Below are 20,731 nucleotides of genomic sequence, written 5' to 3'. Positions count from 1 at the left end.
TTGATGATCATTGGTAAGTCCGAAACGGAACTGGGCTTGATGAGGGAAGCAGGGAGAATTGTTGCGGAAACGCACCGTCTCTTGGCAGAGCATATCGCTCCCGGTATTACGACTGGAGAACTTGACCATATGGCCGATCAATATATCCGCAGTCAAGGAGCTGTGCCGTCTTTCAAAGGTTATAACGGTTTCCCTGCCAGTGTGTGCGCTTCAGTAAATGAAGAGTTGGTACATGGATTTCCCGGCAAACGCAAGTTGAACGAGGGCGATATCGTTACGTTTGACATTGGCGCGCAGTACCAGGGGTATCATGGAGATTCCGCCTGGACTTATCCGGTCGGCCGTATTTCCGAAGAAGCCCGTCGTCTTCTGGACGTTACCGAGGCTTCGTTATACGCAGGTCTGGCGCTGGTAAAACCGGACGTTCGCTTGTTTACAATATCTCATGCGATTCAGAAATATATTGAAGATGAAGGGTTCTCCGTAGTTCGTGAATATGTCGGTCACGGCATAGGCGCAGATCTGCACGAAGAACCACAGATTCCGAACTATGGTCTTCCCGATCGGGGACCACGGCTTAAAGCGGGCATGGTGCTGGCCATAGAGCCGATGGTTAACGTAGGTAGACGGTATGTGAAAACGTTGGAAGATAACTGGACTGTCGTCACGGTTGATGGTAAGTTATGTGCCCACTTTGAACACACCGTAGCAGTTACACCAGATGGTATGGAAATTTTCACGAAACTGAATGCGTAGGTGATGAGGCATGAACAGTCAGTCTAATCCGCAGCTCGGTCAACTTGTGAAGATCCGTAAAGGCCGCAATGCGGACCAAGCCGCAGTAATTGTTGCTATAGCGGACAGTAAGTTCGTATATATTGCGGATGGAGACAAACGTAAGTTTGATCAACCTAAGAAGAAGAATCTTCTTCATCTTGAACTCCAGCCCATGATTAGCAGCGAGGTTGTGAACAGTTTAAACGAGAGTGGTCGGGTGACAAATGGAAAGCTCCGTTACGCGGTTCATTCATTTCTGGAATCCACCAACATTCAAGCTGAAGAGAAAGGAGACTGACTAATGGCCAAGGAAGATGTCATTGAAGTGGAAGGTACGGTTCTCGAACCGCTACCGAATGCAACATTCAAGGTTGAGCTTGAGAACGGTCATCAAATTCTCGCTCACGTTTCCGGAAAACTGCGGATGCACTTTATCCGTATCCTGACTGGAGACAAAGTAGTTGTTCAGTTGTCGCCTTATGATTTAACAAAAGGTCGCATAACTTACCGTAAATAGTAGTAGACAGTTGCAATGAACTGTGAAGCTTATGTAGCGGGTTTTGCCCGGCAAAACTTGCGAAAGCTTCGAAGCCGGTTTTACAATAGTAGAACAAGGTCAATGCTTACGAAGAGGGTTTTGCTTAGCAAAACTTTGAGGAGGTAATTCACATGAAGGTAAGACCTTCGGTCAAGCCGATTTGCGAAAAATGCAAAGTCATTCGCCGCAAAGGGAATGTTATGGTTATCTGTGAAAATCCGAAACACAAACAAAAACAAGGTTAAAGAAGGGGGTGTAGCGTAAAATGGCACGTATAGCTGGTGTGGATTTGCCACGTGATAAGCGCGTTGAGATCGCCTTGACTTATATTTTCGGAATCGGTAAAACGACTTCCCAGAAAATTCTGAGCACAACAGGCATCAATCCGGACACTCGTGTTCGTGATTTGACGGAAGATGAAGTCAGCAAATTGCGTGAAAGTATCGATAAAGAGGTCAAAGTAGAAGGTGACCTGCGTCGAGAAATCTCTTTGAATATTAAACGTTTGACGGAGATCGGTTGTTACCGTGGAGTTCGTCATCGTCGTGGTCTGCCTGTTCGTGGACAACGTACGAAAACGAATGCTCGTACTCGTAAAGGTCCTCGTCGTACAGTAGCGAACAAGAAGAAATAATAAGGGGGGATAAGAGAAAATGGCTAAACCGAAAAAAGTCGTACGTACTAAACGTCGTGACCGTAAGAATATTGAATCTGGCGTGGCGCATATCCGTTCCACTTTCAATAACACTATCGTTACTATTACGGATCCTCACGGAAATGCAATTTCGTGGGCAAGCTCCGGCGGCCTCGGATTCAGAGGTTCCCGTAAATCGACTCCGTTTGCTGCACAAATGGCTGCTGAGACTGCTGCCAAAGCTGCAATGGAACATGGGATGAAAGCCGTTGAGGTTATGGTTAAAGGACCAGGCGCAGGCCGTGAAGCAGCGATCCGCTCTTTGCAAGCTGCTGGTCTTGAAGTTAACCTGATCAAAGACGTAACTCCAGTCCCGCATAACGGATGCCGTCCTCCAAAACGTCGTCGTGTCTAATGAGATTTGCCCCTGCGTGTGGTATATTTCCGGCACAATCTGCTAATAATGGTTGTTTAGGCATACTACTACATGTTTTCGCAAGAGAAGGTAAATGTTTCATAGAGGACCGACGTTTTGAAGGAGGGGTATTGCAGTGATTGAAATCGAAAAGCCGAAAATTGAGACGGTAGACGTCAACGATGATGGCACCTATGGGAAATTCGTAGTAGAACCGCTTGAGCGCGGATACGGTACGACGCTTGGAAACTCGCTTCGCCGAATCTTGCTCTCGTCACTGCCGGGTGCGGCAGTGTCTTCGGTTCAAATCGATGGCGTTCTGCATGAATTTGCTACAGTTCCTGGCGTAATGGAAGATGTAACGGAGGTTATTCTTAACCTGAAAGCTTTGTCGCTTAAGATTCATTCGGACGAGGAGAAAGTGCTCGAGATTGATGCTGAAGGCGAAGGAGCAATTACGGCTGGAGATATCCGTGCTGACTCCGATGTGGAAATCCTTAACCCGGATTTGCACATTGCTACGCTCGGACCAGGTTCGAGACTTCACATGCGTATTTTTGCCAATCGCGGTCGCGGCTACGTCCAGGCAGATCGGAATAAACGCGATGACCAGCCGATCGGCGTCATCCCAGTCGATTCCATCTTCACCCCGATCAGTCGCGTTAACTACGCTGTGGAAAATACGCGTGTCGGTCAAGTGACCAACTATGACAAGCTCACGTTGGAAGTTTGGACTGATGGAAGTATTCGTCCTGAAGAGGCTGTAAGCCTCGGCGCTAAAATTTTGACTGAGCATCTGATGCTCTTCGTGGGTCTTACAGACGAAGCGAAAGATGCAGAGATCATGGTCGAAAAAGAAGAAGACAAAAAAGAAAAAGTACTCGAAATGACGATCGAAGAGCTGGATCTCTCTGTTCGTTCCTACAACTGCCTCAAACGTGCCGGTATTAATACCGTGCAAGAGCTGACTACGAAAACGGAAGAAGACATGATGAAAGTCCGTAACCTCGGACGCAAGTCTTTGGAAGAAGTTCAAGAGAAGCTTGAGGAACTTGGTTTGGGACTCCGTACAGAAGAATAGACAGCCGAGTGCTTGAAGTGAAGGAGGGAAAACAATGGCATACCAAAAGTTGGGCCGTAATTCCAGCGCACGTAAAGCTTTGTTCCGTGACCTGGTAACCGACCTGTTCTTATACGAACGCATTCAGACAACTGAAGCGAAAGCAAAAGAGGTTCGCTCTATTGCTGAAAAACTGATCACTAAAGCGAAAAAGGGAGATCTTCATGCCCGTCGCCAAGTGGCAGCTTATGTTCGCCGCGAAACTATCGATGGTGAGCAAGATGCAATCCAAAAACTGTTTAGCGAATTGTCCGGTCGTTACGCTGAGCGTCCAGGTGGATACACTCGTATCTTGAAACTGGGACCTCGTCGTGGTGACGCAGCGCCAATGGTTTACTTGGAACTGGTAGACCGCGCGTAAAACAGATGAGATGAGGAAAGGGGACAGAATCAACGATTCTGGATTAACCCTTTTTTTCTCTTCATTTCGGAATTCGTGCTGTAATAGAAGCTCCGTAAGGGGCTTCTTTTGCTGTTCGGGATAGGGATATGTATAGTATGGAACAAAGGTGTGGTAATAATGCGGAACTTATGTATGACGTTAACTTATGATGGCACTGCCTATTACGGCTTCCAAGTACAGCCGGGTGGGAATACCATTCAGGATCATCTTGAAGATGCGATTCGTGCTTTAACCGGTGAGAAGGTTAAAATTACAGGTTCGGGCCGAACAGATGCAGGTGTTCACGCCCGCAGACAAATCTTCAATTTTCCTACGGAGTCCCAGATCCCGATTGAACGTTGGTGTATTGCACTCAACTCCAGATTACCCTCCGATATTGTCGTTATTGATGCGATTGAAGTTTCGGCTGATTTTCATTCTCGCTATGCAGCGAAAAAGAAAACGTATCGTTATACAGTCAATGCGAATCAATTCCCGGATGTATTCAACAGAAGACTGCAATATCATCATCATGCGAAGCTTGATATTATGGCAATGCAGGAGGGCTTACGACATTTCATAGGGACGTATGATTTCACCTCTTTTGCTTCACGCAAGTCTCAGAAAGAGAATCATGTCCGTTCGGTATACGAAGCATGGATGGAAGTGGACCGATCAATGTGCAGAGACCATCCGCGCGATCAGGGTGTCATTCACATTTATGTGAGTGGTAACGGCTTTTTGCAGCATATGGTTCGTATTATTGTTGGGACACTGCTGGAGATCGGAGAGGGCAAACGGAAAGCCTCTGATGTACCGAATATGATTGCTGCATGTAATCGATCTGCTGCAGGACCTACTGCAGTTAGCTGGGGTTTAATGCTCTGGGATCTTGAATACAAAAAAGATTAAATTTGGTGAGTGAAAAGCTTAATTAACACTTGCGATTTAATCGCCTATCATGTAATATAAAAGTTGTGTTTTCTTAATGGCTTTCCCACAGCCCCAATTAAGAGGTTCACATCAAATTTACAATCCATCAACACCTAAAGTTATAACTTAACGAACGAAGATAAATGAAAATGATGATTTTGAACATTTTAAGGAGGAACTTTTCATGCGTACTACGTACATGGCGAAGCCTAACGAAGTTGAGCGCCAATGGCACATCATTGATGCTGAAGGCAAAACCCTCGGACGTTTGGCGAGCGAAGCAGCTGCTTTGATTCGCGGCAAACATAAGCCACAATTCACTCCACATGTGGACACTGGCGATTTCGTTGTTATCATCAATGCTGAGAAAATCGTATTGACTGGTAAGAAAATGCAAGGTAAAAAATACTACCGTCACTCTATGCACCCAGGTGGTTTGAAAGTAACTACTGCTGAAGAGATGGTTAAAAACAAACCTGAGCGTATGTTGGAATTGGCTGTTCGCGGTATGCTTCCTAAAACTCGCATGGGCGAGAAAATGAAGTTGAGACTTAAAGCGTACAGAGGCACTGAGCATCCACATGCAGCACAAAAACCAGAAGTTTACGAACTTCGCGGTTAATTAAAAGGAGGACAGTTTCATGGCACAAGTACAATACTATGGGACAGGTCGTCGTAAACATTCGGTAGCACGTGTTCGCCTTGTACCGGGTGAAGGACGCATTGTCATCAATAAACGTGATATTAATGAATACTTCGGTTTGGAAACACTCAAACTGATCGTAAAACAACCACTGAACTTGACAGAAACGCTCAACAACTATGACGTTCTTGTTATTGCTCATGGTGGCGGAATCTCCGGTCAAGCCGGCGCAATCCGTCATGGTATCTCCCGCGCTCTGTTGAAAGCAGATCCGGAATACCGTGCATCCCTGAAAAAAGCAGGATTCCTGACTCGTGACCCACGTATGAAAGAGCGTAAAAAATACGGTCTTAAAGCGGCTCGTCGCGCACCTCAGTTCTCCAAACGTTAATATTAAAAGCCTTTGGCCTCGGTCAAAGGCTTTTTTATATATTCATGACGATTCAGCCTTATACAGTATCTGTTTTTGTAATATCTCTGATATCTCTCCTCATGCTTATGAATTTTCCCCACATTGCCTTTGCAATGTCTTCTTAATATCCCTTATTATAGTTCTATAATATGTACCTTTAAAACATCTAACTGAACCTCTTTAATCTTTTTAGATCATTCTTTTTTCGCTTACCCATCACTCACTACACGATCAACACCTTCTTATATAATCATCAATTGGCGCTCACGCTGGATTTCTTAAAGCATTTGGTTTACTGGTTTTGCACTTAATGCTTTACTGCAGCAAGCCTCATCAGTATTTCTTATAGAAACGATAAAAGTCCCTTACATATCAATCGCTATATGTCGTCACTCACCTCCCTTTAAAACTTCATCTTCTTTTTCTTTATTTTTAATCGACTAGTCATTTTTTGATGCTGCTTTTGCCTGCAAGAACTGTCCAAACCTAGCGGCAGCAAAACTTTCCAAGCCGAAGAGATGTATTATCATCTGACCAATGACTTGGACCAACATCATTGTTTTTGTCTCATGAACTGAGAAATGGATAAATTGAACCAGAATATTGTGTTAGAGCGACAATCAAAAATGGGCAAAAACTGATTTATTTTACCATATGGCAGGCATTGACATCCGCATTGAAAGATTTATACTAAACATAATTCATATTAGATTAGTCGGCTTTAAGATGTATTGAAATGCAGAATGGGGGAAATTCACAGATGAACTTGTTGGAGAAAGAAGAATTGGCACGGACGAAGGCAGAGGAACTGGAACATGCTAGTCCAGAGGATATTATTCGTTATGCTATTGAAACATTTCCTAATATCACTTTTGCATGTAGCTTTGGTGCGGAAGATGTTGTACTTGTAGATATGTTGCAGAAGATCAGCCCATCCACAGATATTTTTTATCTGGATACTGATTTCCACTTCAAAGAAACATATGAAACACGTGATAAGATGCAAGAGAACTACAACCTTGAATTTGTACGCGTGTCACCTAAGATTACTCCGGAAGAGCAGGCAGCTCAACACGGTGAAGAGTTGTGGAAGTCTGATCCCAATGCGTGCTGTAACATTCGCAAAGTCGAACCGTTAACACGAATTCTTTCTCAGTATGATGCATGGATTACAGGTATTCGTAGAGATCAAGCACCAACTCGTGCAAACTCCAAGAAGGTTGAGTATGATTCAAAATTTGGCCTGATGAAGTTTAATCCGATTGCACATTGGACGACGGAGGATGTATGGCAATATATTCGTGACAATAACGTTGTATATAATCCTCTACATGATCAGAACTACCCGAGTATTGGCTGTGAGCATTGCACACGTCAGGTTATGCCTGGCGAGGACCCTCGTGCTGGACGCTGGTCTGGTAATGATAAAACGGAATGTGGCCTTCATAAATAATAGATACACAAGGAACTGACAAGATGACATCGATTCTGCCACATGGAGGTACGCTGGTTCAGCGTATCGTACAAGGAGAAGAACGGGAGCAATTGTTGCAAGACAGTAAACACTTATCCTCTTTGCGTATTAATACCTGGACGATATCAGATTTGGATCTGATTGGTGTGGGTGCGTTCTCACCACTTGAAGGTTTCTTGAATGAGGAAGATTACCTTTCGGTGGTGTCTCGCATGCGTCTCGCCGATGGAACAGCCTGGAGTATACCAATCACACTTGCTGTTGACGATAAACAAGCCGCATCCATCCAGATTGGTGAACGTGTGAAACTTGTTGGTGATCAAGATGGAGTCACTTATGGATTGCTTGAAGTCCAAAGTATATACCAGGTGGATCAGGGTGAAGAAGCCCGGCGTGTATTCAAAACAGATGATCCCGAGCGTCCTGGTGTTGAAAAACTGTTGGAGCGCCCTGCAACATACGTAGGAGGTCCAATCCAAGTGTTGAACCGTCCAAAACCTTCGAAATTTGAAGAATTCTATTATGATCCTGCAGATACCCGGAAGATTTTTCAGGAGAAGGGTTGGAAGACGGTAGTTGGTTTTCACACACTTAATCCGGTCCATCGGGCTCATGAGTACATCCAGAAGAGCGCTATGGAATTTGTAGACGCACTCTTCCTGAATCCGCTTGTGGGAGAGACGAAGTCCGACGATGTTCCCGCAGATGTTCGGATGAAGAGTTATCTGGTATTACTGGAGAACTATTACCCGGCTGATCGTGCGTTTCTTGGTGTGTTCCCCGCAGCCATGCGGTATGCCGGTCCACGTGAAGCTATTTCCATGCGATGGTTCGCAAAAATTACGGGTGTACCCACTTTATTGTTGGTCGTGACCATGCGGGTGTGGGTGAATATTATGGAACATATGAAGCACAGGAGATCTTTACTAACTTTACAGCAGAGGAACTGGGGATCACACCGCTGTTCTTCGAACATACTTTCTTCTGTACCAAATGTGGAAACATGGCATCCAGCAAAACTTGTCCACATGATAAAGAACATCATATGGCGCTTTCCGGCACCAAAGTACGCGGGTTGCTCCGTGACGGCCAGTGCCCTCCACCTGAATTTACACGTCCTGAGGTAGCTGAGGTGCTGATTGAAGGAATGGCGGAGCAAGTCCGGTCCTAGCGGTATATTTGTCCATCTTGTCCCATATAGATGATTAGAGTCATTTATAGGGACGAGGTGGTTTTTTTATGCGTAAAAATATGGGGAAACACTTTGTAGTCTGGATTAGGCTAAAAACACTCAAAAGGGTCATGCTGAGTCTCTGTCTGCTGGCCATGTTAGTGGCGGTAATGTCCTATGAACTACCTTCCGCTAAGACGTCAGGTTATTGGAGTTTGCCGATGGCGGGTAAAGTCATTGCCATTGATGCAGGACACGGAGGTCCAGATGGAGGAGCGGTAAGTAAACAGGGGGTTATTGAAAAAGATATCAACCTGTCTATCGCCCTGTATGTGAGAGATTATTTGCAACAGGCAGGGGCCTTAGTGGTGATGACACGAGAAATAGACACTGATTTGGCGGAATCGGACACCAAGGGGTACTCCAAACGCAAGACGGAAGATCTGAAACAAAGAGTACGGCGGATAGAGGATAAGCAAGCAGATCTCTTTATTAGCATTCACATGAACAGTGTCCCTTCCAACCGATGGAGTGGAGCGCAGGTTTTCTATACAACTAACCATCCGGATAACGAAGGTTTGGCTAATCTGCTTCAACAAGAGATGGTTCGTAATCTGGAGAATACAGATCGAATCGCAAAAACGGTGAATACGGTTTATCTGTTACAGGCTCTGAAGATCCCTTCAGCGTTGGTAGAAGTGGGTTTCCTTTCTCATCCGGAAGAGGCACGTATGCTTGCCGACGAAGCTTATCAACGCAAGGTAGCTGCTTCGATCTATAATGGAATTCTTAGATATTCCTCAGGAGAACGGCCTAAAAGTTAGTCAGAACAAGAAAGGTAATGATATAATTGGATCAGCATACCTAATTACATGCCAATAGATAAAGCTGAGGTGCTGTCTGATGTTATCAAAAGAACAGATACTTGAACTATTACAGCCATTACAAGAACCGCAATTGGGAGTAAGTCTGACCGAACTGGAATGGGTTCGAGATATTATGGTGAAAGAAAATCATGTGGCTCTGACCATAGTGACACTGGAAAATCGACCTGAGGATACAACAGCCTTGAGTGATGCAGCGCGTAATCTGTTGTCCCAGCACGGACTGAAGGATGTACATATTCGTGTGCGTGCAGCTTCTGAGCATGATCGTGAGAGCCTGAATATGGGACAACCCGATGATGAGCCAGATCGGGAAGAAGTGCTCGTAAAAGGTCACGCAGCGGGTCTAGATGGACATGAGTTGTTAAGTCCTGAATCAGGTGTTCGTTTTATTGCTGTGGCCAGTGGTAAAGGTGGCGTTGGTAAATCAACGGTAACCGTTAATCTCGCTGCAGCATTGGCACGACAAGGCAAGAAAGTGGGCTTGATTGATGCGGATATCTATGGCTTCAGTGTACCCGACATGATGGGGATTGAAGAATATCCGGTCGTTGAAGATGGCGTTATTCAACCGGTTGAACGTTTCGGCGTTAAAGTCATGTCGATGGGCTTCTTTATTCGGGAGAATAATCCGGTAATCTGGCGTGGACCCATGTTAGGTAGGATGTTGCGTCAATTCTTTACGGATGTCCAGTGGGGCGAATTGGATTATATATTACTGGATTTGCCACCAGGAACGGGAGATGTTGCTTTGGATGTGCATCAGATGTTGCCACAGAGCAAGGAAATAATCGTTACCACGCCGCATGCAACAGCAGCTTTTGTCGCAGCGCGTGCGGGTGCGATGGCCATTCAGACCGACCATGAGTTACTTGGTGTGGTTGAGAATATGGCTTACTATGAGTGTGGCAGTTGCGGAGAGAAGGATTATGTCTTTGGTCGTGGAGGCGGGGGAAGACTTGCGGAAAGTCTGCATACAAGCTTGCTTGCCCAGATTCCATTAGGCACACCGGATAATCATCCTTCCGAGCCTGATTTTTCACCTTCTGTATACAAAGCAGGTTCCCGTATAGGGGCTATCTACGATGAAGTTGCCCGGTCCATTGAATCCAAATTCTAATGGTATGAGTGTTATAAATACAAATAAAGCCTGCGTCCACCATTCGGATGCAGGCTTTTCAGTTTCTGTAATATACCAACATCTACTGTTTATGAACCTCCACCGCTGCCAGAATCTCCACTTCCACCATCTCCGCCATCACTACCACCTTCGCCCTGACCCTCTTGCTGTCCGCCTTGCTCTTGCCCTTGTTGTCCGCCACTTTCTACTTTGGGTTGCAATTCCTCCTGCACTACCTTCTTGAGCAAAGTGAGTACTTCCATGCGGAACAACGGGTTTTGCATCACTTCCTGCATGACAGTCATCGTCTGTTTACGATAATCCGGAGTCTTCGTCATATCCATGAACATCTTGGATACCTCAGGTGACTTCATGATGTCTTCAACAGATTTTTGATATGTGGGATCTTTAATTAATTGCATATGAAGTTGTTTGCTTTGTGCGTTTATCACTTTGGCAAATTCACCCGCAAACTGCGGATCAGTCATGATCTTTTCGAACTCCTTCTTATATTCGGGAGCTGTGATGGTATCTTTTACTGCAATACGTATTTGTTCCGAAGATTGCACAGGCATTAACATTTTCATACCAATGGATCCTGAAGCGCCACCCGAACCGCCGCCTTCTTCAGAACCGCTGCTTCCGCTGGATGAGCTTTGACCTGTAAGAGCTTCCTCCACCGCTTTCTTGCCTTCGTCACTTTTCAAAATATCTACAACCATTGTTTTCATCTCTTTATAACTGCCCTGAGGAGGCGAAGAACTCTGATCTGAACCGCAGCCGGCAAGCATGACGGATAGCCCCAGTACGACACAGCATAGCTGCCACAAAGGCCGTTTCATGTGTACAATCCCTCCTTGATTAGATACTGGATGTAGTATGTGATGGGAAAGGGGGAAATATGTTGAGCAATGATGGTTTTTTGCTGAGAAGGTTGGTAAAATAAACACTCGGGGGTGGAAAACTTTTGAATTTACGTAGATGGTTTTTCCTGTTTTGGACAGCCTTGCTTATCGGGGCCGCGGGAGCATTGGGTACAGGATTGATTATGATGCTGGTGAACGGGGAGAAAACAAATGGATTAAATGATTTTCTTCTGTATCTTTTGATCCTATTTGGATCAGGAGTTATGATCAGCGTGTATTCACAAATGGGTTTCTTTGCATATCTGATATTGAATTATATGGGTAAAGGTGTATTTCCAAAGCGCGGTTGGCAGATCGTGCAGATTGTACTAACGGTGTTAGCCCTGCTTGACGTGATGTTTTTACGCCTGTTTGTTGGGGGAGACCGGGAGCGCATATCGGATATTGTGTTAGGTATCATTATTTTGGCAGCCGCAATTGTTACCGCTTACGTTAAAGTAAAGCTCACTCATATCTCCGCGCTTGTACCTACACTCTTTTTCATGATTGCCGTCACCATAGTGGAGACGATTGGCGTATTACGTATTGATGTGAATGCTGCAACCATATTTATTGTGGTTCCTTTGCTCTTATGTAATGCATACCAAATGCTGATATTGCACAGGCTGGTGGATGTATCTACGAACCGGAGTGCAAGTGGAAAGGCAGAACAGTTGAAAGAAAGCCGAGCATAGTATTCGTTTTGCATAAAAACATACCAAAAAGAGCTAACCTGGTTAGCTCTTTTCAACTTTTACACTCGTATTTGAGCTGTAGCTCAAGCAATCTACCAATTATTGACCGCTGGCTTGATCACGAACTTCCTTACCTTCTACACTGGAATGGTTAAGCAACTCAGACACGGTTACGAATTCATAGCCCTGGTTTTTTAATTTGTCGATAATGACAGGGAGTGCCTCATGAGTTTGTTTAGAAGAATCGCTTGCATGCAGCAGTACGATGTCCCCTGGATGTGCCTTGCTTACTACGCGATCAACAATCGTCTGTACACCCGGGTTTTTCCAATCCAAGGAGTCGGTATCCCACTGCACAACCTGATAATTCAGACTATTGGCTACCTGAAGCACTCGCTTGTCAAAGTCCCCGTTGGGCAGACGTATTAATTTCGGTTCTTTTCCCGTTAAATCGGTTAAAATGCTATGAGCTGTCGAAATTTCTTTGCGAATTTCTTCCTCGGTCAGGCTGCTGTAGTTCTCATGTCTGTGACCATGGCTGCCAATTTCATATCCTGCCTCTTTGATTGCAGTGACAATTTCGGGGTGAGTCTTGCTCCAGGGGGAGGAAAGGAAAAAGGTTGCCTTCTGCACTTTATTCTCCTGAAGAACTTTCAGAATCGGCTCTGTCCGTTTATCTCCCCAGCTAATGTCAAAGGTAAGTGCAATGACCTTCTTCTCGGTTGGAACGCTGTAGACTGCTGAAGGTGCTTCCTCCGAGAATACGGAGACATTGCCACTCTCCAGATAAATAATACCGATCGCAAAGATGGCAGCAACGAGGACAATCAGGTACCGTTTAATCTTTTTGCCGCTAAATACATAGAACGAGTTCATTTCAATAAGCGCCCCTCTCCCATAAGAAATGCTTGTTTACTCTCCAATGTATGCTCGTACTCCCCAGTTATTCGTAACGGAACCTTGTTTGTCCATCATTTTAGATTCTACAGGAGGTTATTATGTTAAAATTCAGTACATTTCTTAGAGGTCTTGGCTCCATCCGCAGTGCATTAATCTGGTCCATTGTATTGTTTGCTGTTGGTATAGGGGCAGGATGGGTGAGTACAGGGCCACTGGAAGAACTATTGTTGAACCAAATCGGAGGATTACGTGAAGTCAGTAAACGGCTGGAGCAGGGGGGCAATGTGCAGTGGAACTTCTTCCTGTTCATCTTTTTCAATAATGCCATCAAAAGTGTACTTGTCATCTATGCCGGCATATTTTTCGGTATTCTGCCTGTTATCTTCCTGCTGATCAATGGGATGGTCCTTGGATTTGTGGTGCACACCACGATGAATTATGGGGCAAGCTTCTATGATATTGTGGTTAAAGGTTTACTTCCGCATGGCATTATTGAGATTCCGGTCATTATTATTGCTTGCGCCTTCGGACTGAAGTTTGGTGGTCTGGTTATCAAAAGCCTTGTACAACTTGGAAGTGACAAGCGAAATACGATGGGTACCCGGTGGAGAGCATTCATGAATAGGACGTTAACGGCATCTTTCTGGGTTGTCATCTTGCTTCTGGTTGCAGCAATCATCGAAAGCACACTTACGTATACTCTGGTGAGAGGATAAAATTTTGTGATGGTTGGCATTCATAAATTTTCAGAAAGTTGACCATAACAATAAAACGGGTTCCAGTAGCACTACAAAAAGCGAATGCACGAGGTGCTGCATGGAACTTCTGTAAGTGTGATAAAGAGGCTATGCACAAAAAGGAGAACTCTAATGCTGGGTATGTTGTTTAACGAGAAGGAATGCAAGGAACTAGACTATGTGCTGCGTAAAGAATTAGATGAAATGCTGTTCGATCTGAGTGATAATCGTCTTGACCAAGAGATCAAATATGCTATCGCGAGCCGATATAAGACTGTGTTCCGCATGTATGCACGCTTTGCCCCGCCAAAAGAGTTGTCCAAGTATGCAAGAGGTGGGAAGCTAAAAAAGTCGAAGCCGTAATGCTGAAGTTGGTCATATATTCGATTTACAATAGTGGAAGTGAGGTGCGGCTCTTAATAGTGGGTGCTGTACCTCTGAACCATGAGAATGTGAAATTGTTAAGGGGTTCATACTTTTTGTCGAAAAAGGGTTGACCTATCTGATTTCATATGGTAAATTAATTTTCGTTCCTTTTTTAGGAGCGGTTCACTGAAACAAGCACGAAAATAAAGCGATTGAAAATAATCGAAAAAATAATGCTTGCAAAGAGAACTTCAACATGATATATTATAAAAGTCGCCGCTGAAACGACGACAACATGAAAAACAGCACAAAATTGAATGTTTGATCTTTGAAAACTGAACAACGAGTGAGTAAACATTCTGCTTGCAGAATGAACGCGAAAGTTGGAGACAAGCCTTGGCTTGAATCGACTAGAGCACAAATGAGATTTTTAATCTCGTCAGATTCAAAATGAGCTTATCGCTCTTTTCAATACTTTATTGGAGAGTTTGATCCTGGCTCAGGACGAACGCTGGCGGCATGCCTAATACATGCAAGTCGAGCGGACTTGAAGAGAAGCTTGCTTCTCTGATGGTTAGCGGCGGACGGGTGAGTAACACGTAGGCAACCTGCCCTCAAGTTTGGGACAACTACCGGAAACGGTAGCTAATACCGAATAGTTGTTTCCTTCGCCTGAAGGAAACTGGAAAGACGGAGCAATCTGTCACTTGGGGATGGGCCTGCGGCGCATTAGCTAGTTGGTGGGGTAACGGCTCACCAAGGCGACGATGCGTAGCCGACCTGAGAGGGTGATCGGCCACACTGGGACTGAGACACGGCCCAGACTCCTACGGGAGGCAGCAGTAGGGAATCTTCCGCAATGGGCGAAAGCCTGACGGAGCAATGCCGCGTGAGTGATGAAGGTTTTCGGATCGTAAAGCTCTGTTGCCAGGGAAGAACGCTTGGGAGAGTAACTGCTCTCAAGGTGACGGTACCTGAGAAGAAAGCCCCGGCTAACTACGTGCCAGCAGCCGCGGTAATACGTAGGGGGCAAGCGTTGTCCGGAATTATTGGGCGTAAAGCGCGCGCAGGCGGTCATTTAAGTCTGGTGTTTAATCCCGGGGCTCAACCCCGGATCGCACTGGAAACTGGGTGACTTGAGTGCAGAAGAGGAGAGTGGAATTCCACGTGTAGCGGTGAAATGCGTAGATATGTGGAGGAACACCAGTGGCGAAGGCGACTCTCTGGGCTGTAACTGACGCTGAGGCGCGAAAGCGTGGGGAGCAAACAGGATTAGATACCCTGGTAGTCCACGCCGTAAACGATGAGTGCTAGGTGTTAGGGGTTTCGATACCCTTGGTGCCGAAGTTAACACATTAAGCACTCCGCCTGGGGAGTACGGTCGCAAGACTGAAACTCAAAGGAATTGACGGGGACCCGCACAAGCAGTGGAGTATGTGGTTTAATTCGAAGCAACGCGAAGAACCTTACCAGGTCTTGACATCCCTCTGACCGGTACAGAGATGTACCTTTCCTTCGGGACAGAGGAGACAGGTGGTGCATGGTTGTCGTCAGCTCGTGTCGTGAGATGTTGGGTTAAGTCCCGCAACGAGCGCAACCCTTATATTTAGTTGCCAGCACTTCGGGTGGGCACTCTAGATAGACTGCCGGTGACAAACCGGAGGAAGGTGGGGATGACGTCAAATCATCATGCCCCTTATGACCTGGGCTACACACGTACTACAATGGCCGGTACAACGGGCTGCGAAATCGCGAGATGGAGCCAATCCCAACAAAGCCGGTCTCAGTTCGGATTGCAGGCTGCAACTCGCCTGCATGAAGTCGGAATTGCTAGTAATCGCGGATCAGCATGCCGCGGTGAATACGTTCCCGGGTCTTGTACACACCGCCCGTCACACCACGAGAGTTTATAACACCCGAAGTCGGTGGGGTAACCGCAAGGAGCCAGCCGCCGAAGGTGGGATAGATGATTGGGGTGAAGTCGTAACAAGGTAGCCGTATCGGAAGGTGCGGCTGGATCACCTCCTTTCTATGGAGAATTGTTTCCTGCAACGGAAACATTCAAATACAAAATCTAGCCAGGTCGGCTAGTTACTCACTCGTTGCTCAGTTTTGAGAGTTCAAACTCTCAAACGTTTGGTGGCGATAGCGAAGGGGTTCCACACGTTCCCATCCCGAACACGACCGTTAAGCCCTTCAGCGTCAATGGTACTTGGACCGCAGGGTCCTGGGAGAGTAGAACGCCGCCAAGCGTAACCCATTTTGGGTTCAAATAGTATATATAATGTGGGCCCTTAGCTCAGTTGGTTAGAGCGCACCTCTGATAAGGGTGAGGCCGGTGGTTCGAGTCCACCAGGGCCCACCATCTATACCTTTAAACTTTATATGGGGCCATAGCTCAGCTGGGAGAGCGCCTGCCTTGCAAGCAGGAGGTCAGCGGTTCGATCCCGCTTGGCTCCACCAAAAATGTTTTACAAGTTTGTTCTTTGAAAACTAGATATCGAAACGAAACAAACGCGAATTAGAACATTCCTTTAAGCTGAACTTGTGCAAACAAGTCAAGTGTATAAAGGTAGTTAAATTGCTTTTGTGATGGTATCGGATGAGAGTGACTTTTGGATTTGGACGCAGTTCAAACCAAGGGAAGCGAGCGACCGAAACCGGAACAAAATGGTTAAGCTACTAAGAGCACACGGAGGATGCCTAGGCGCTAGGAGCCGATGAAGGACGTGGCGAACAACGAAACTGCCTCGGGGAGCTGTAAGCAAGCTTTGATCCGGGGGTGTCCGAATGGGGAAACCCAGCTGGGGTAATTTCCAGTTACTCATAACTGAATACATAGGTTATGTAGAGGCATACCAGGGGAACTGAAACATCTAAGTACCCTGAGGAAGAGAAAACAATAGTGATTCCGTCAGTAGCGGCGAGCGAACGCGGAGAAGCCCAAACCAGAGAGCTTGCTCTTTGGGGTTGTGGGACGTCTCACATGGAGTTACAAAGGAACCGGTTAAGCGAAGAGGTCTGGAAAGGCCCGCCAAAGAAGGTAAAAGCCCTGTAGTTGAAAGTCTGTTCCCTCCGAGACGGATCCCGAGTAGTGCGGGGCACGTGAAACCCCGTATGAATCCGGCAGGACCATCTGCCAAGGCTAAATACTTCCTAGCGACCGATAGTGAAGCAGTACCGTGAGGGAAAGGTGAAAAGCACCCCGGAAGGGGAGTGAAATAGAACCTGAAACCGTGTGCTTACAAAAAGTCAGAGCCCGTTTTAGGGGTGATGGCGTGCCTTTTGTAGAATGAACCGGCGAGTTACGTTCCCGTGCAAGGTTAAGGTGAAGAGCCGGAGCCGCAGCGAAAGCGAGTCTGAATAGGGCGACATAGTACGTGGACGTAGACCCGAAACCGGGTGATCTACCCCTGTCCAGGGTGAAGGTGCGGTAACACGCACTGGAGGCCCGAACCCACGCATGTTGAAAAATGCGGGGATGAGGTGGGGGTAGCGGAGAAATTCCAATCGAACTCGGAGATAGCTGGTTCTCCCCGAAATAGCTTTAGGGCTAGCCTCGGAAAACAGAGTCGTGGAGGTAGAGCACTGATTGGGTGCGGGGCCCGCAAGGGTTACCAAGCTCAGTCAAACTCCGAATGCCATAGACTTACTTCCGGGAGTCAGACAGTGAGTGCTAAGATCCATTGTCAAAAGGGAAACAGCCCAGACCATCAGCTAAGGTCCCCAAGTGTGTGTTAAGTGGGAAAGGATGTGGAGTTGCACAGACAACCAGGATGTTGGCTTAGAAGCAGCCACCATTGAAAGAGTGCGTAATAGCTCACTGGTCGAGTGACTCTGCGCCGAAAATGTAACGGGGCTAAACACACCACCGAAGCTATGGCTTGATGCTTTGCATCAGGGGTAGGGGAGCGTTGTATAAGGGTTGAAGGTGTACCGTAAGGAGCGCTGGACATTATACAAGTGAGAATGCCGGTATGAGTAACGAAAAGATCAGTGAGAATCTGATCCGCCGAAAGCCTAAGGGTTCCTGAGGAAGGCTCGTCCGCTCAGGGTAAGTCGGGACCTAAGGCGAGGCCGAAAGGCGTAGTCGAAGGACAACAGGTCGAAATTCCTGTACCACCGTAAGCCGTTATGAGCAATGGGGGGACGCAGTAGGGTAGTGACGCGGACTGATGGATGTCCGTCTAAGCAGTAAGGCTGATGTGTAGGCAAATCCGCACATTGTAAGGCTGAGCTGTGATGGGGAGCGAAAATTGTAGTAGCGAAGGTCATGATCTCACACTGCCAAGAAAAGCCTCTAGCCAGGTGAAGGTGCCCGTACCGCAAACCGACACAGGTAGGCGAGAAGAGTATTCTAAGGCGCGCGGAAGAACTCTCGTTAAGGAACTCGGCAAAATGACCCCGTAACTTCGGGAGAAGGGGTGCCCCGGTAGTGTGAATAGCACGAGGGGGCCGCAGTGAAAAGGCCCAAGCGACTGTTTAGCAAAAACACAGGTCTGTGCGAAGCCGTAAGGCGAAGTATACGGGCTGACGCCTGCCCGGTGCTGGAAGGTTAAGGGGAGTGGTTAGGGAGCAATCCCGAAGCTGTGAACCGAAGCCCCAGTAAACGGCGGCCGTAACTATAACGGTCCTAAGGTAGCGAAATTCCTTGTCAGGTAAATTCTGACCCGCACGAATGGCGTAACGACTTGGGCGCTGTCTCAACGAGAGATCCGGTGAAATTTTAATACCTGTGAAGATGCAGGTTACCCGCGACAAGACGGAAAGACCCCATGGAGCTTTACTGCAGCTTGATATTGAATTTGGGTACGATCTGTACAGGATAGGTGGGAGCCTTTGAAGCAGGAGCGCAAGCTTCTGTGGAGGCAACGTTGGGATACCACCCTGATCGTATCTAGGTTCTAACCTGGTACCGTAATCCGGTGCGGGGACAGTGTCAGGTGGGCAGTTTGACTGGGGCGGTCGCCTCCTAAAGAGTAACGGAGGCGCCCAAAGGTTCCCTCAGAATGGTTGGAAATCATTCGAAGAGTGCAAAGGCATAAGGGAGCTTGACTGCGAGACCTACAAGTCGAGCAGGGACGAAAGTCGGGCTTAGTGATCCGGTGGTACCGCATGGAAGGGCCATCGCTCAACGGATAAAAGCTACCCTGGGGATAACAGGCTTATCTCCCCCAAGAGTCCACATCGACGGGGAGGTTTGGCACCTCGATGTCGGCTCATCGCATCCTGGGGCTGAAGTAGGTCCCAAGGGTTGGGCTGTTCGCCCATTAAAGCGGTACGCGAGCTGGGTTCAGAACGTCGTGAGACAGTTCGGTCCCTATCTGTCGTGGGCGTAGGAAATTTGAGAGGAGCTGTCCTTAGTACGAGAGGACCGGGATGGACGTACCGCTGGTGTACCAGTTGTTCCGCCAGGAGCACCGCTGGGTAGCTATGTACGGACGGGATAAACGCTGAAAGCATCTAAGCGTGAAGCCCCCCTCAAGATGAGATTTCCCAGTATGTAAGACCCCTTGAAGACGACGAGGTAGATAGGCTGGGGGTGGAAGTGCAGCAATGCATGGAGCTGACCAGTACTAATCGGTCGAGGGCTTATCCAAATATGCAAGTTGTAATTCGCATGTTTCGTTTCGAATCTAGTTTTCAGAGAACAACACTCTGAAATGTAAGCTACGCGTTTGGTGGCGATGGCGGAGGGGTTCCACACGTACCCATCCCGAACACGACCGTTAAGCCCTCTAGCGCCGATGGTACTTGGACCGCAGGGTCCTGGGAGAGTAGGACGCCGCCAAGCGAACTCTTTCATCATACATAGAAAACAGGCTCTGCATGTGGACGTTGTACGATGAATTGCATTTGCCCTGCAAATGCATATTATTCCCTGATAGCTCAGTTGGTAGAGCACTCGACTGTTAATCGAGTTGTCACAGGTTCGAGCCCTGTTCGGGGAGCCATTTGCTCTCATAGCTCAGTAGGTAGAGTGCATCCATGGTAAGGATGAGGTCACCGGTTCGATCCCGGTTGAGAGCTTTGGAAATGGGGCCCGTTGGTCAAGGGGTTAAGACACCTCCCTTTCACGGAGGTAACAGGGGTTCGAATCCCCTACGGGTCATATAGTTGGAGGCTTAGCTCAGCTGGGAGAGCATCTGCCTTACAAGCAGAGGGTCGGGGGTTCGATCCCCTCAGCCTCCACCATATTTTTTATTGGGGATTAGCCAAGCGGTAAGGCAACGGACTTTGACTCCGTCATGCATAGGTTCAAATCCTATATCCCCAGCCATTTTAGTATGAGTCATTAGCTCAGTTGGTAGAGCACCTGACTTTTAATCAGGGTGTCGAAGGTTCGAGCCCTTCATGACTCACCATCATATGCGCGTGTGGCGGAATTGGCAGACGCACTAGACTTAGGATCTAGCGTCTTTGACGTGGGGGTTCAAGTCCCTCCACGCGCATCCTTTATTTGCGGAAGTGGCTCAGCGGTAGAGCATCGCCTTGCCAAGGCGAGGGTCGCGGGTTCGATTCCCGTCTTCCGCTCCAATATTTTGCGCCCTTAGCTCAGCTGGATAGAGCGTTTGACTACGAATCAAAAGGCCGGGAGTTCGAATCTCTCAGGGCGCGCCATTAT

At 47.1% G+C, this 20,731-nt stretch carries 19 protein-coding genes, 11 tRNA genes, 4 rRNA genes and 1 pseudogene; 33 read left to right on the top strand and 2 right to left on the bottom strand.

Annotation, left to right across the window (positions count from 1 at the left end; genetic code table 11):
- Positions 1-3: 3 nt before the first annotated feature.
- The 15 genes and pseudogenes from map (at position 4) to salA (ending at position 10,503) form a co-directional block, all read left to right on the top strand.
- A complete protein-coding gene (gene map / locus QNO02_RS26655; RefSeq protein WP_036607191.1) occupies positions 4-756 on the top strand; it encodes a type I methionyl aminopeptidase in 753 nt (250 codons plus the stop codon).
- A 10-nt stretch (positions 757-766) separates the two neighbouring features.
- Positions 767-1,075, top strand: a complete 309-nt coding sequence (locus QNO02_RS26650) for a KOW domain-containing RNA-binding protein (protein ID WP_091039171.1) — start codon at positions 767-769, stop codon at positions 1,073-1,075.
- Between the two features lie 3 nt (positions 1,076-1,078).
- Positions 1,079-1,294, top strand: coding sequence for a translation initiation factor IF-1 (gene infA, locus QNO02_RS26645; protein WP_017692098.1), 216 nt, complete (start codon positions 1,079-1,081; stop codon positions 1,292-1,294).
- A 152-nt stretch (positions 1,295-1,446) separates the two neighbouring features.
- The gene (gene rpmJ, locus QNO02_RS26640; RefSeq protein WP_003333770.1) at positions 1,447-1,560 is read left to right on the top strand and encodes a 50S ribosomal protein L36; all 114 of its coding nucleotides are present in this window, start codon (positions 1,447-1,449) and stop codon (positions 1,558-1,560) included.
- A gap of 20 nt (positions 1,561-1,580) precedes the next feature.
- Positions 1,581-1,949: a 30S ribosomal protein S13 gene (gene rpsM, locus QNO02_RS26635; protein WP_062329455.1), complete on the top strand. Its 369-nt coding sequence runs from the start codon at positions 1,581-1,583 to the stop codon at positions 1,947-1,949.
- Positions 1,950-1,968: 19 nt separating this feature from the next.
- On the top strand, positions 1,969-2,364 hold the full coding sequence (gene rpsK, locus QNO02_RS26630) for a 30S ribosomal protein S11 (RefSeq protein WP_017692100.1): 396 nt from the start codon (positions 1,969-1,971) through the stop codon (positions 2,362-2,364).
- A gap of 136 nt (positions 2,365-2,500) precedes the next feature.
- Positions 2,501-3,445, top strand: coding sequence for a DNA-directed RNA polymerase subunit alpha (locus QNO02_RS26625; protein WP_017692101.1), 945 nt, complete (start codon positions 2,501-2,503; stop codon positions 3,443-3,445).
- A gap of 34 nt (positions 3,446-3,479) precedes the next feature.
- Positions 3,480-3,845: a 50S ribosomal protein L17 gene (gene rplQ, locus QNO02_RS26620; protein WP_017692102.1), complete on the top strand. Its 366-nt coding sequence runs from the start codon at positions 3,480-3,482 to the stop codon at positions 3,843-3,845.
- Between the two features lie 159 nt (positions 3,846-4,004).
- Positions 4,005-4,778 (top strand): tRNA pseudouridine(38-40) synthase TruA, encoded by a 774-nt coding sequence (gene truA / locus QNO02_RS26615; RefSeq protein WP_289390451.1) that lies wholly within the window; start codon positions 4,005-4,007, stop codon positions 4,776-4,778.
- A gap of 205 nt (positions 4,779-4,983) precedes the next feature.
- Positions 4,984-5,421, top strand: coding sequence for a 50S ribosomal protein L13 (gene rplM, locus QNO02_RS26610; protein WP_024633564.1), 438 nt, complete (start codon positions 4,984-4,986; stop codon positions 5,419-5,421).
- 19 nt (positions 5,422-5,440) lie between these two features.
- Positions 5,441-5,833, top strand: a complete 393-nt coding sequence (rpsI, locus tag QNO02_RS26605) for a 30S ribosomal protein S9 (protein ID WP_017692105.1) — start codon at positions 5,441-5,443, stop codon at positions 5,831-5,833.
- Between the two features lie 781 nt (positions 5,834-6,614).
- Entirely contained in the window at positions 6,615-7,307 is a 693-nt protein-coding gene (locus tag QNO02_RS26600) for a phosphoadenylyl-sulfate reductase (RefSeq protein WP_091039173.1), read from the top strand.
- A gap of 92 nt (positions 7,308-7,399) precedes the next feature.
- A pseudogene (sat, locus tag QNO02_RS26595) lies at positions 7,400-8,499 on the top strand (sulfate adenylyltransferase).
- A 68-nt stretch (positions 8,500-8,567) separates the two neighbouring features.
- Positions 8,568-9,323 carry an N-acetylmuramoyl-L-alanine amidase CwlD gene (cwlD, locus tag QNO02_RS26590; RefSeq protein ID WP_133387520.1) on the top strand — a complete coding sequence of 252 codons (756 nt, stop codon included), beginning with the start codon at positions 8,568-8,570 and terminating at the stop codon, positions 9,321-9,323.
- 79 nt (positions 9,324-9,402) lie between these two features.
- Positions 9,403-10,503: an iron-sulfur carrier protein/transcriptional regulator SalA gene (gene salA, locus QNO02_RS26585; RefSeq protein ID WP_091039175.1), complete on the top strand. Its 1,101-nt coding sequence runs from the start codon at positions 9,403-9,405 to the stop codon at positions 10,501-10,503.
- Positions 10,504-10,592: 89 nt separating this feature from the next.
- Here the strand turns inward: salA and gerD are convergent, their stop codons facing one another.
- Entirely contained in the window at positions 10,593-11,345 is a 753-nt protein-coding gene (gene gerD / locus QNO02_RS26580) for a spore germination lipoprotein GerD (RefSeq protein ID WP_289390450.1), read from the bottom strand.
- A gap of 125 nt (positions 11,346-11,470) precedes the next feature.
- On the opposite strand from gerD, the gene QNO02_RS26575 reads away from it, so the two are divergent.
- Positions 11,471-12,103, top strand: a complete 633-nt coding sequence (locus QNO02_RS26575; RefSeq protein WP_133387518.1) for a KinB-signaling pathway activation protein — start codon at positions 11,471-11,473, stop codon at positions 12,101-12,103.
- A 99-nt stretch (positions 12,104-12,202) separates the two neighbouring features.
- Here QNO02_RS26575 and pdaB read toward each other — a convergent pair whose 3' ends face one another.
- A complete protein-coding gene (gene pdaB, locus QNO02_RS26570; RefSeq protein ID WP_124118831.1) occupies positions 12,203-12,979 on the bottom strand; it encodes a polysaccharide deacetylase family sporulation protein PdaB in 777 nt (258 codons plus the stop codon).
- A 122-nt stretch (positions 12,980-13,101) separates the two neighbouring features.
- Here pdaB and QNO02_RS26565 point away from each other — a divergent pair, with 122 nt between their 5' ends.
- The 17 genes from QNO02_RS26565 to QNO02_RS26485 all read left to right on the top strand — a co-directional run bounded on the left by QNO02_RS26565 (position 13,102) and on the right by QNO02_RS26485 (position 20,727).
- On the top strand, positions 13,102-13,719 hold the full coding sequence (locus QNO02_RS26565; protein WP_289390449.1) for a stage II sporulation protein M: 618 nt from the start codon (positions 13,102-13,104) through the stop codon (positions 13,717-13,719).
- Positions 13,720-13,872: 153 nt separating this feature from the next.
- Entirely contained in the window at positions 13,873-14,103 is a 231-nt protein-coding gene (locus tag QNO02_RS26560) for a hypothetical protein (RefSeq protein WP_017692114.1), read from the top strand.
- Positions 14,104-14,582: 479 nt separating this feature from the next.
- Positions 14,583-16,135 (top strand): 16S ribosomal RNA (locus QNO02_RS26555).
- Between the two features lie 106 nt (positions 16,136-16,241).
- A 5S ribosomal RNA gene (rrf, locus tag QNO02_RS26550) occupies positions 16,242-16,358 on the top strand.
- A gap of 36 nt (positions 16,359-16,394) precedes the next feature.
- Positions 16,395-16,471 (top strand) — tRNA-Ile (locus QNO02_RS26545).
- 22 nt (positions 16,472-16,493) lie between these two features.
- A tRNA-Ala gene (locus QNO02_RS26540) sits at positions 16,494-16,569 on the top strand.
- A 209-nt stretch (positions 16,570-16,778) separates the two neighbouring features.
- A 23S ribosomal RNA gene (locus tag QNO02_RS26535) occupies positions 16,779-19,706 on the top strand.
- A gap of 77 nt (positions 19,707-19,783) precedes the next feature.
- Positions 19,784-19,900, top strand: a 5S ribosomal RNA gene (rrf, locus tag QNO02_RS26530).
- The 16S, 23S and 5S rRNA genes sit together here with 11 tRNA genes alongside, the layout of an rRNA operon.
- A gap of 84 nt (positions 19,901-19,984) precedes the next feature.
- Positions 19,985-20,060: transfer RNA gene (locus tag QNO02_RS26525), tRNA-Asn, on the top strand.
- 3 nt (positions 20,061-20,063) lie between these two features.
- A tRNA-Thr gene (locus QNO02_RS26520) sits at positions 20,064-20,136 on the top strand.
- 10 nt (positions 20,137-20,146) lie between these two features.
- Positions 20,147-20,218, top strand: a tRNA-Glu gene (locus tag QNO02_RS26515).
- 7 nt (positions 20,219-20,225) lie between these two features.
- Positions 20,226-20,301, top strand: a tRNA-Val gene (locus QNO02_RS26510).
- Positions 20,302-20,311: 10 nt separating this feature from the next.
- A tRNA-Gln gene (locus QNO02_RS26505) sits at positions 20,312-20,386 on the top strand.
- Positions 20,387-20,395: 9 nt separating this feature from the next.
- Positions 20,396-20,471 (top strand) — tRNA-Lys (locus QNO02_RS26500).
- A gap of 6 nt (positions 20,472-20,477) precedes the next feature.
- Positions 20,478-20,558: transfer RNA gene (locus tag QNO02_RS26495), tRNA-Leu, on the top strand.
- A gap of 10 nt (positions 20,559-20,568) precedes the next feature.
- Positions 20,569-20,643: transfer RNA gene (locus QNO02_RS26490), tRNA-Gly, on the top strand.
- Between the two features lie 7 nt (positions 20,644-20,650).
- A tRNA-Arg gene (locus QNO02_RS26485) sits at positions 20,651-20,727 on the top strand.
- Positions 20,728-20,731 lie beyond the last annotated feature (4 nt).

The sequence above is a fragment of the Paenibacillus sp. PK1-4R genome (assembly GCF_030369595.1).
Lineage (GTDB): Bacteria > Bacillota > Bacilli > Paenibacillales > Paenibacillaceae > Paenibacillus.
The sequence above is the reverse complement of the archived record's forward strand: the minus strand, read 5'-3'. Positions and strand labels throughout refer to the sequence as shown.

Excerpts from the sequence above, each read along its gene's own strand:
- rpsK (WP_017692100.1), top strand. The coding sequence starts at position 1,969 with ATGGCTAAACCGAAAAAAGTCGTACGTACTAAACGTCGTGACCGTAAG.
- infA (WP_017692098.1), top strand. The coding sequence starts at position 1,079 with ATGGCCAAGGAAGATGTCATTGAAGTGGAAGGTACGGTTCTCGAACCG.
- rplM (WP_024633564.1), top strand. The coding sequence starts at position 4,984 with ATGCGTACTACGTACATGGCGAAGCCTAACGAAGTTGAGCGCCAATGG.
- salA (WP_091039175.1), top strand. The coding sequence starts at position 9,403 with ATGTTATCAAAAGAACAGATACTTGAACTATTACAGCCATTACAAGAA.
- QNO02_RS26650 (WP_091039171.1), top strand. The coding sequence starts at position 767 with ATGAACAGTCAGTCTAATCCGCAGCTCGGTCAACTTGTGAAGATCCGT.
- map (WP_036607191.1), top strand. The coding sequence starts at position 4 with ATGATCATTGGTAAGTCCGAAACGGAACTGGGCTTGATGAGGGAAGCA.
- rpsI (WP_017692105.1), top strand. The coding sequence starts at position 5,441 with ATGGCACAAGTACAATACTATGGGACAGGTCGTCGTAAACATTCGGTA.
- QNO02_RS26600 (WP_091039173.1), top strand. The coding sequence starts at position 6,615 with ATGAACTTGTTGGAGAAAGAAGAATTGGCACGGACGAAGGCAGAGGAA.
- cwlD (WP_133387520.1), top strand. The coding sequence starts at position 8,568 with ATGCGTAAAAATATGGGGAAACACTTTGTAGTCTGGATTAGGCTAAAA.
- rpsM (WP_062329455.1), top strand. The coding sequence starts at position 1,581 with ATGGCACGTATAGCTGGTGTGGATTTGCCACGTGATAAGCGCGTTGAG.
- QNO02_RS26560 (WP_017692114.1), top strand. The coding sequence starts at position 13,873 with ATGCTGGGTATGTTGTTTAACGAGAAGGAATGCAAGGAACTAGACTAT.
- QNO02_RS26565 (WP_289390449.1), top strand. The coding sequence starts at position 13,102 with ATGTTAAAATTCAGTACATTTCTTAGAGGTCTTGGCTCCATCCGCAGT.
- pdaB (WP_124118831.1), bottom strand. The coding sequence starts at position 12,979 with ATGAACTCGTTCTATGTATTTAGCGGCAAAAAGATTAAACGGTACCTG.
- rplQ (WP_017692102.1), top strand. The coding sequence starts at position 3,480 with ATGGCATACCAAAAGTTGGGCCGTAATTCCAGCGCACGTAAAGCTTTG.
- rpmJ (WP_003333770.1), top strand. The coding sequence starts at position 1,447 with ATGAAGGTAAGACCTTCGGTCAAGCCGATTTGCGAAAAATGCAAAGTC.
- truA (WP_289390451.1), top strand. The coding sequence starts at position 4,005 with ATGCGGAACTTATGTATGACGTTAACTTATGATGGCACTGCCTATTAC.
- gerD (WP_289390450.1), bottom strand. The coding sequence starts at position 11,345 with ATGAAACGGCCTTTGTGGCAGCTATGCTGTGTCGTACTGGGGCTATCC.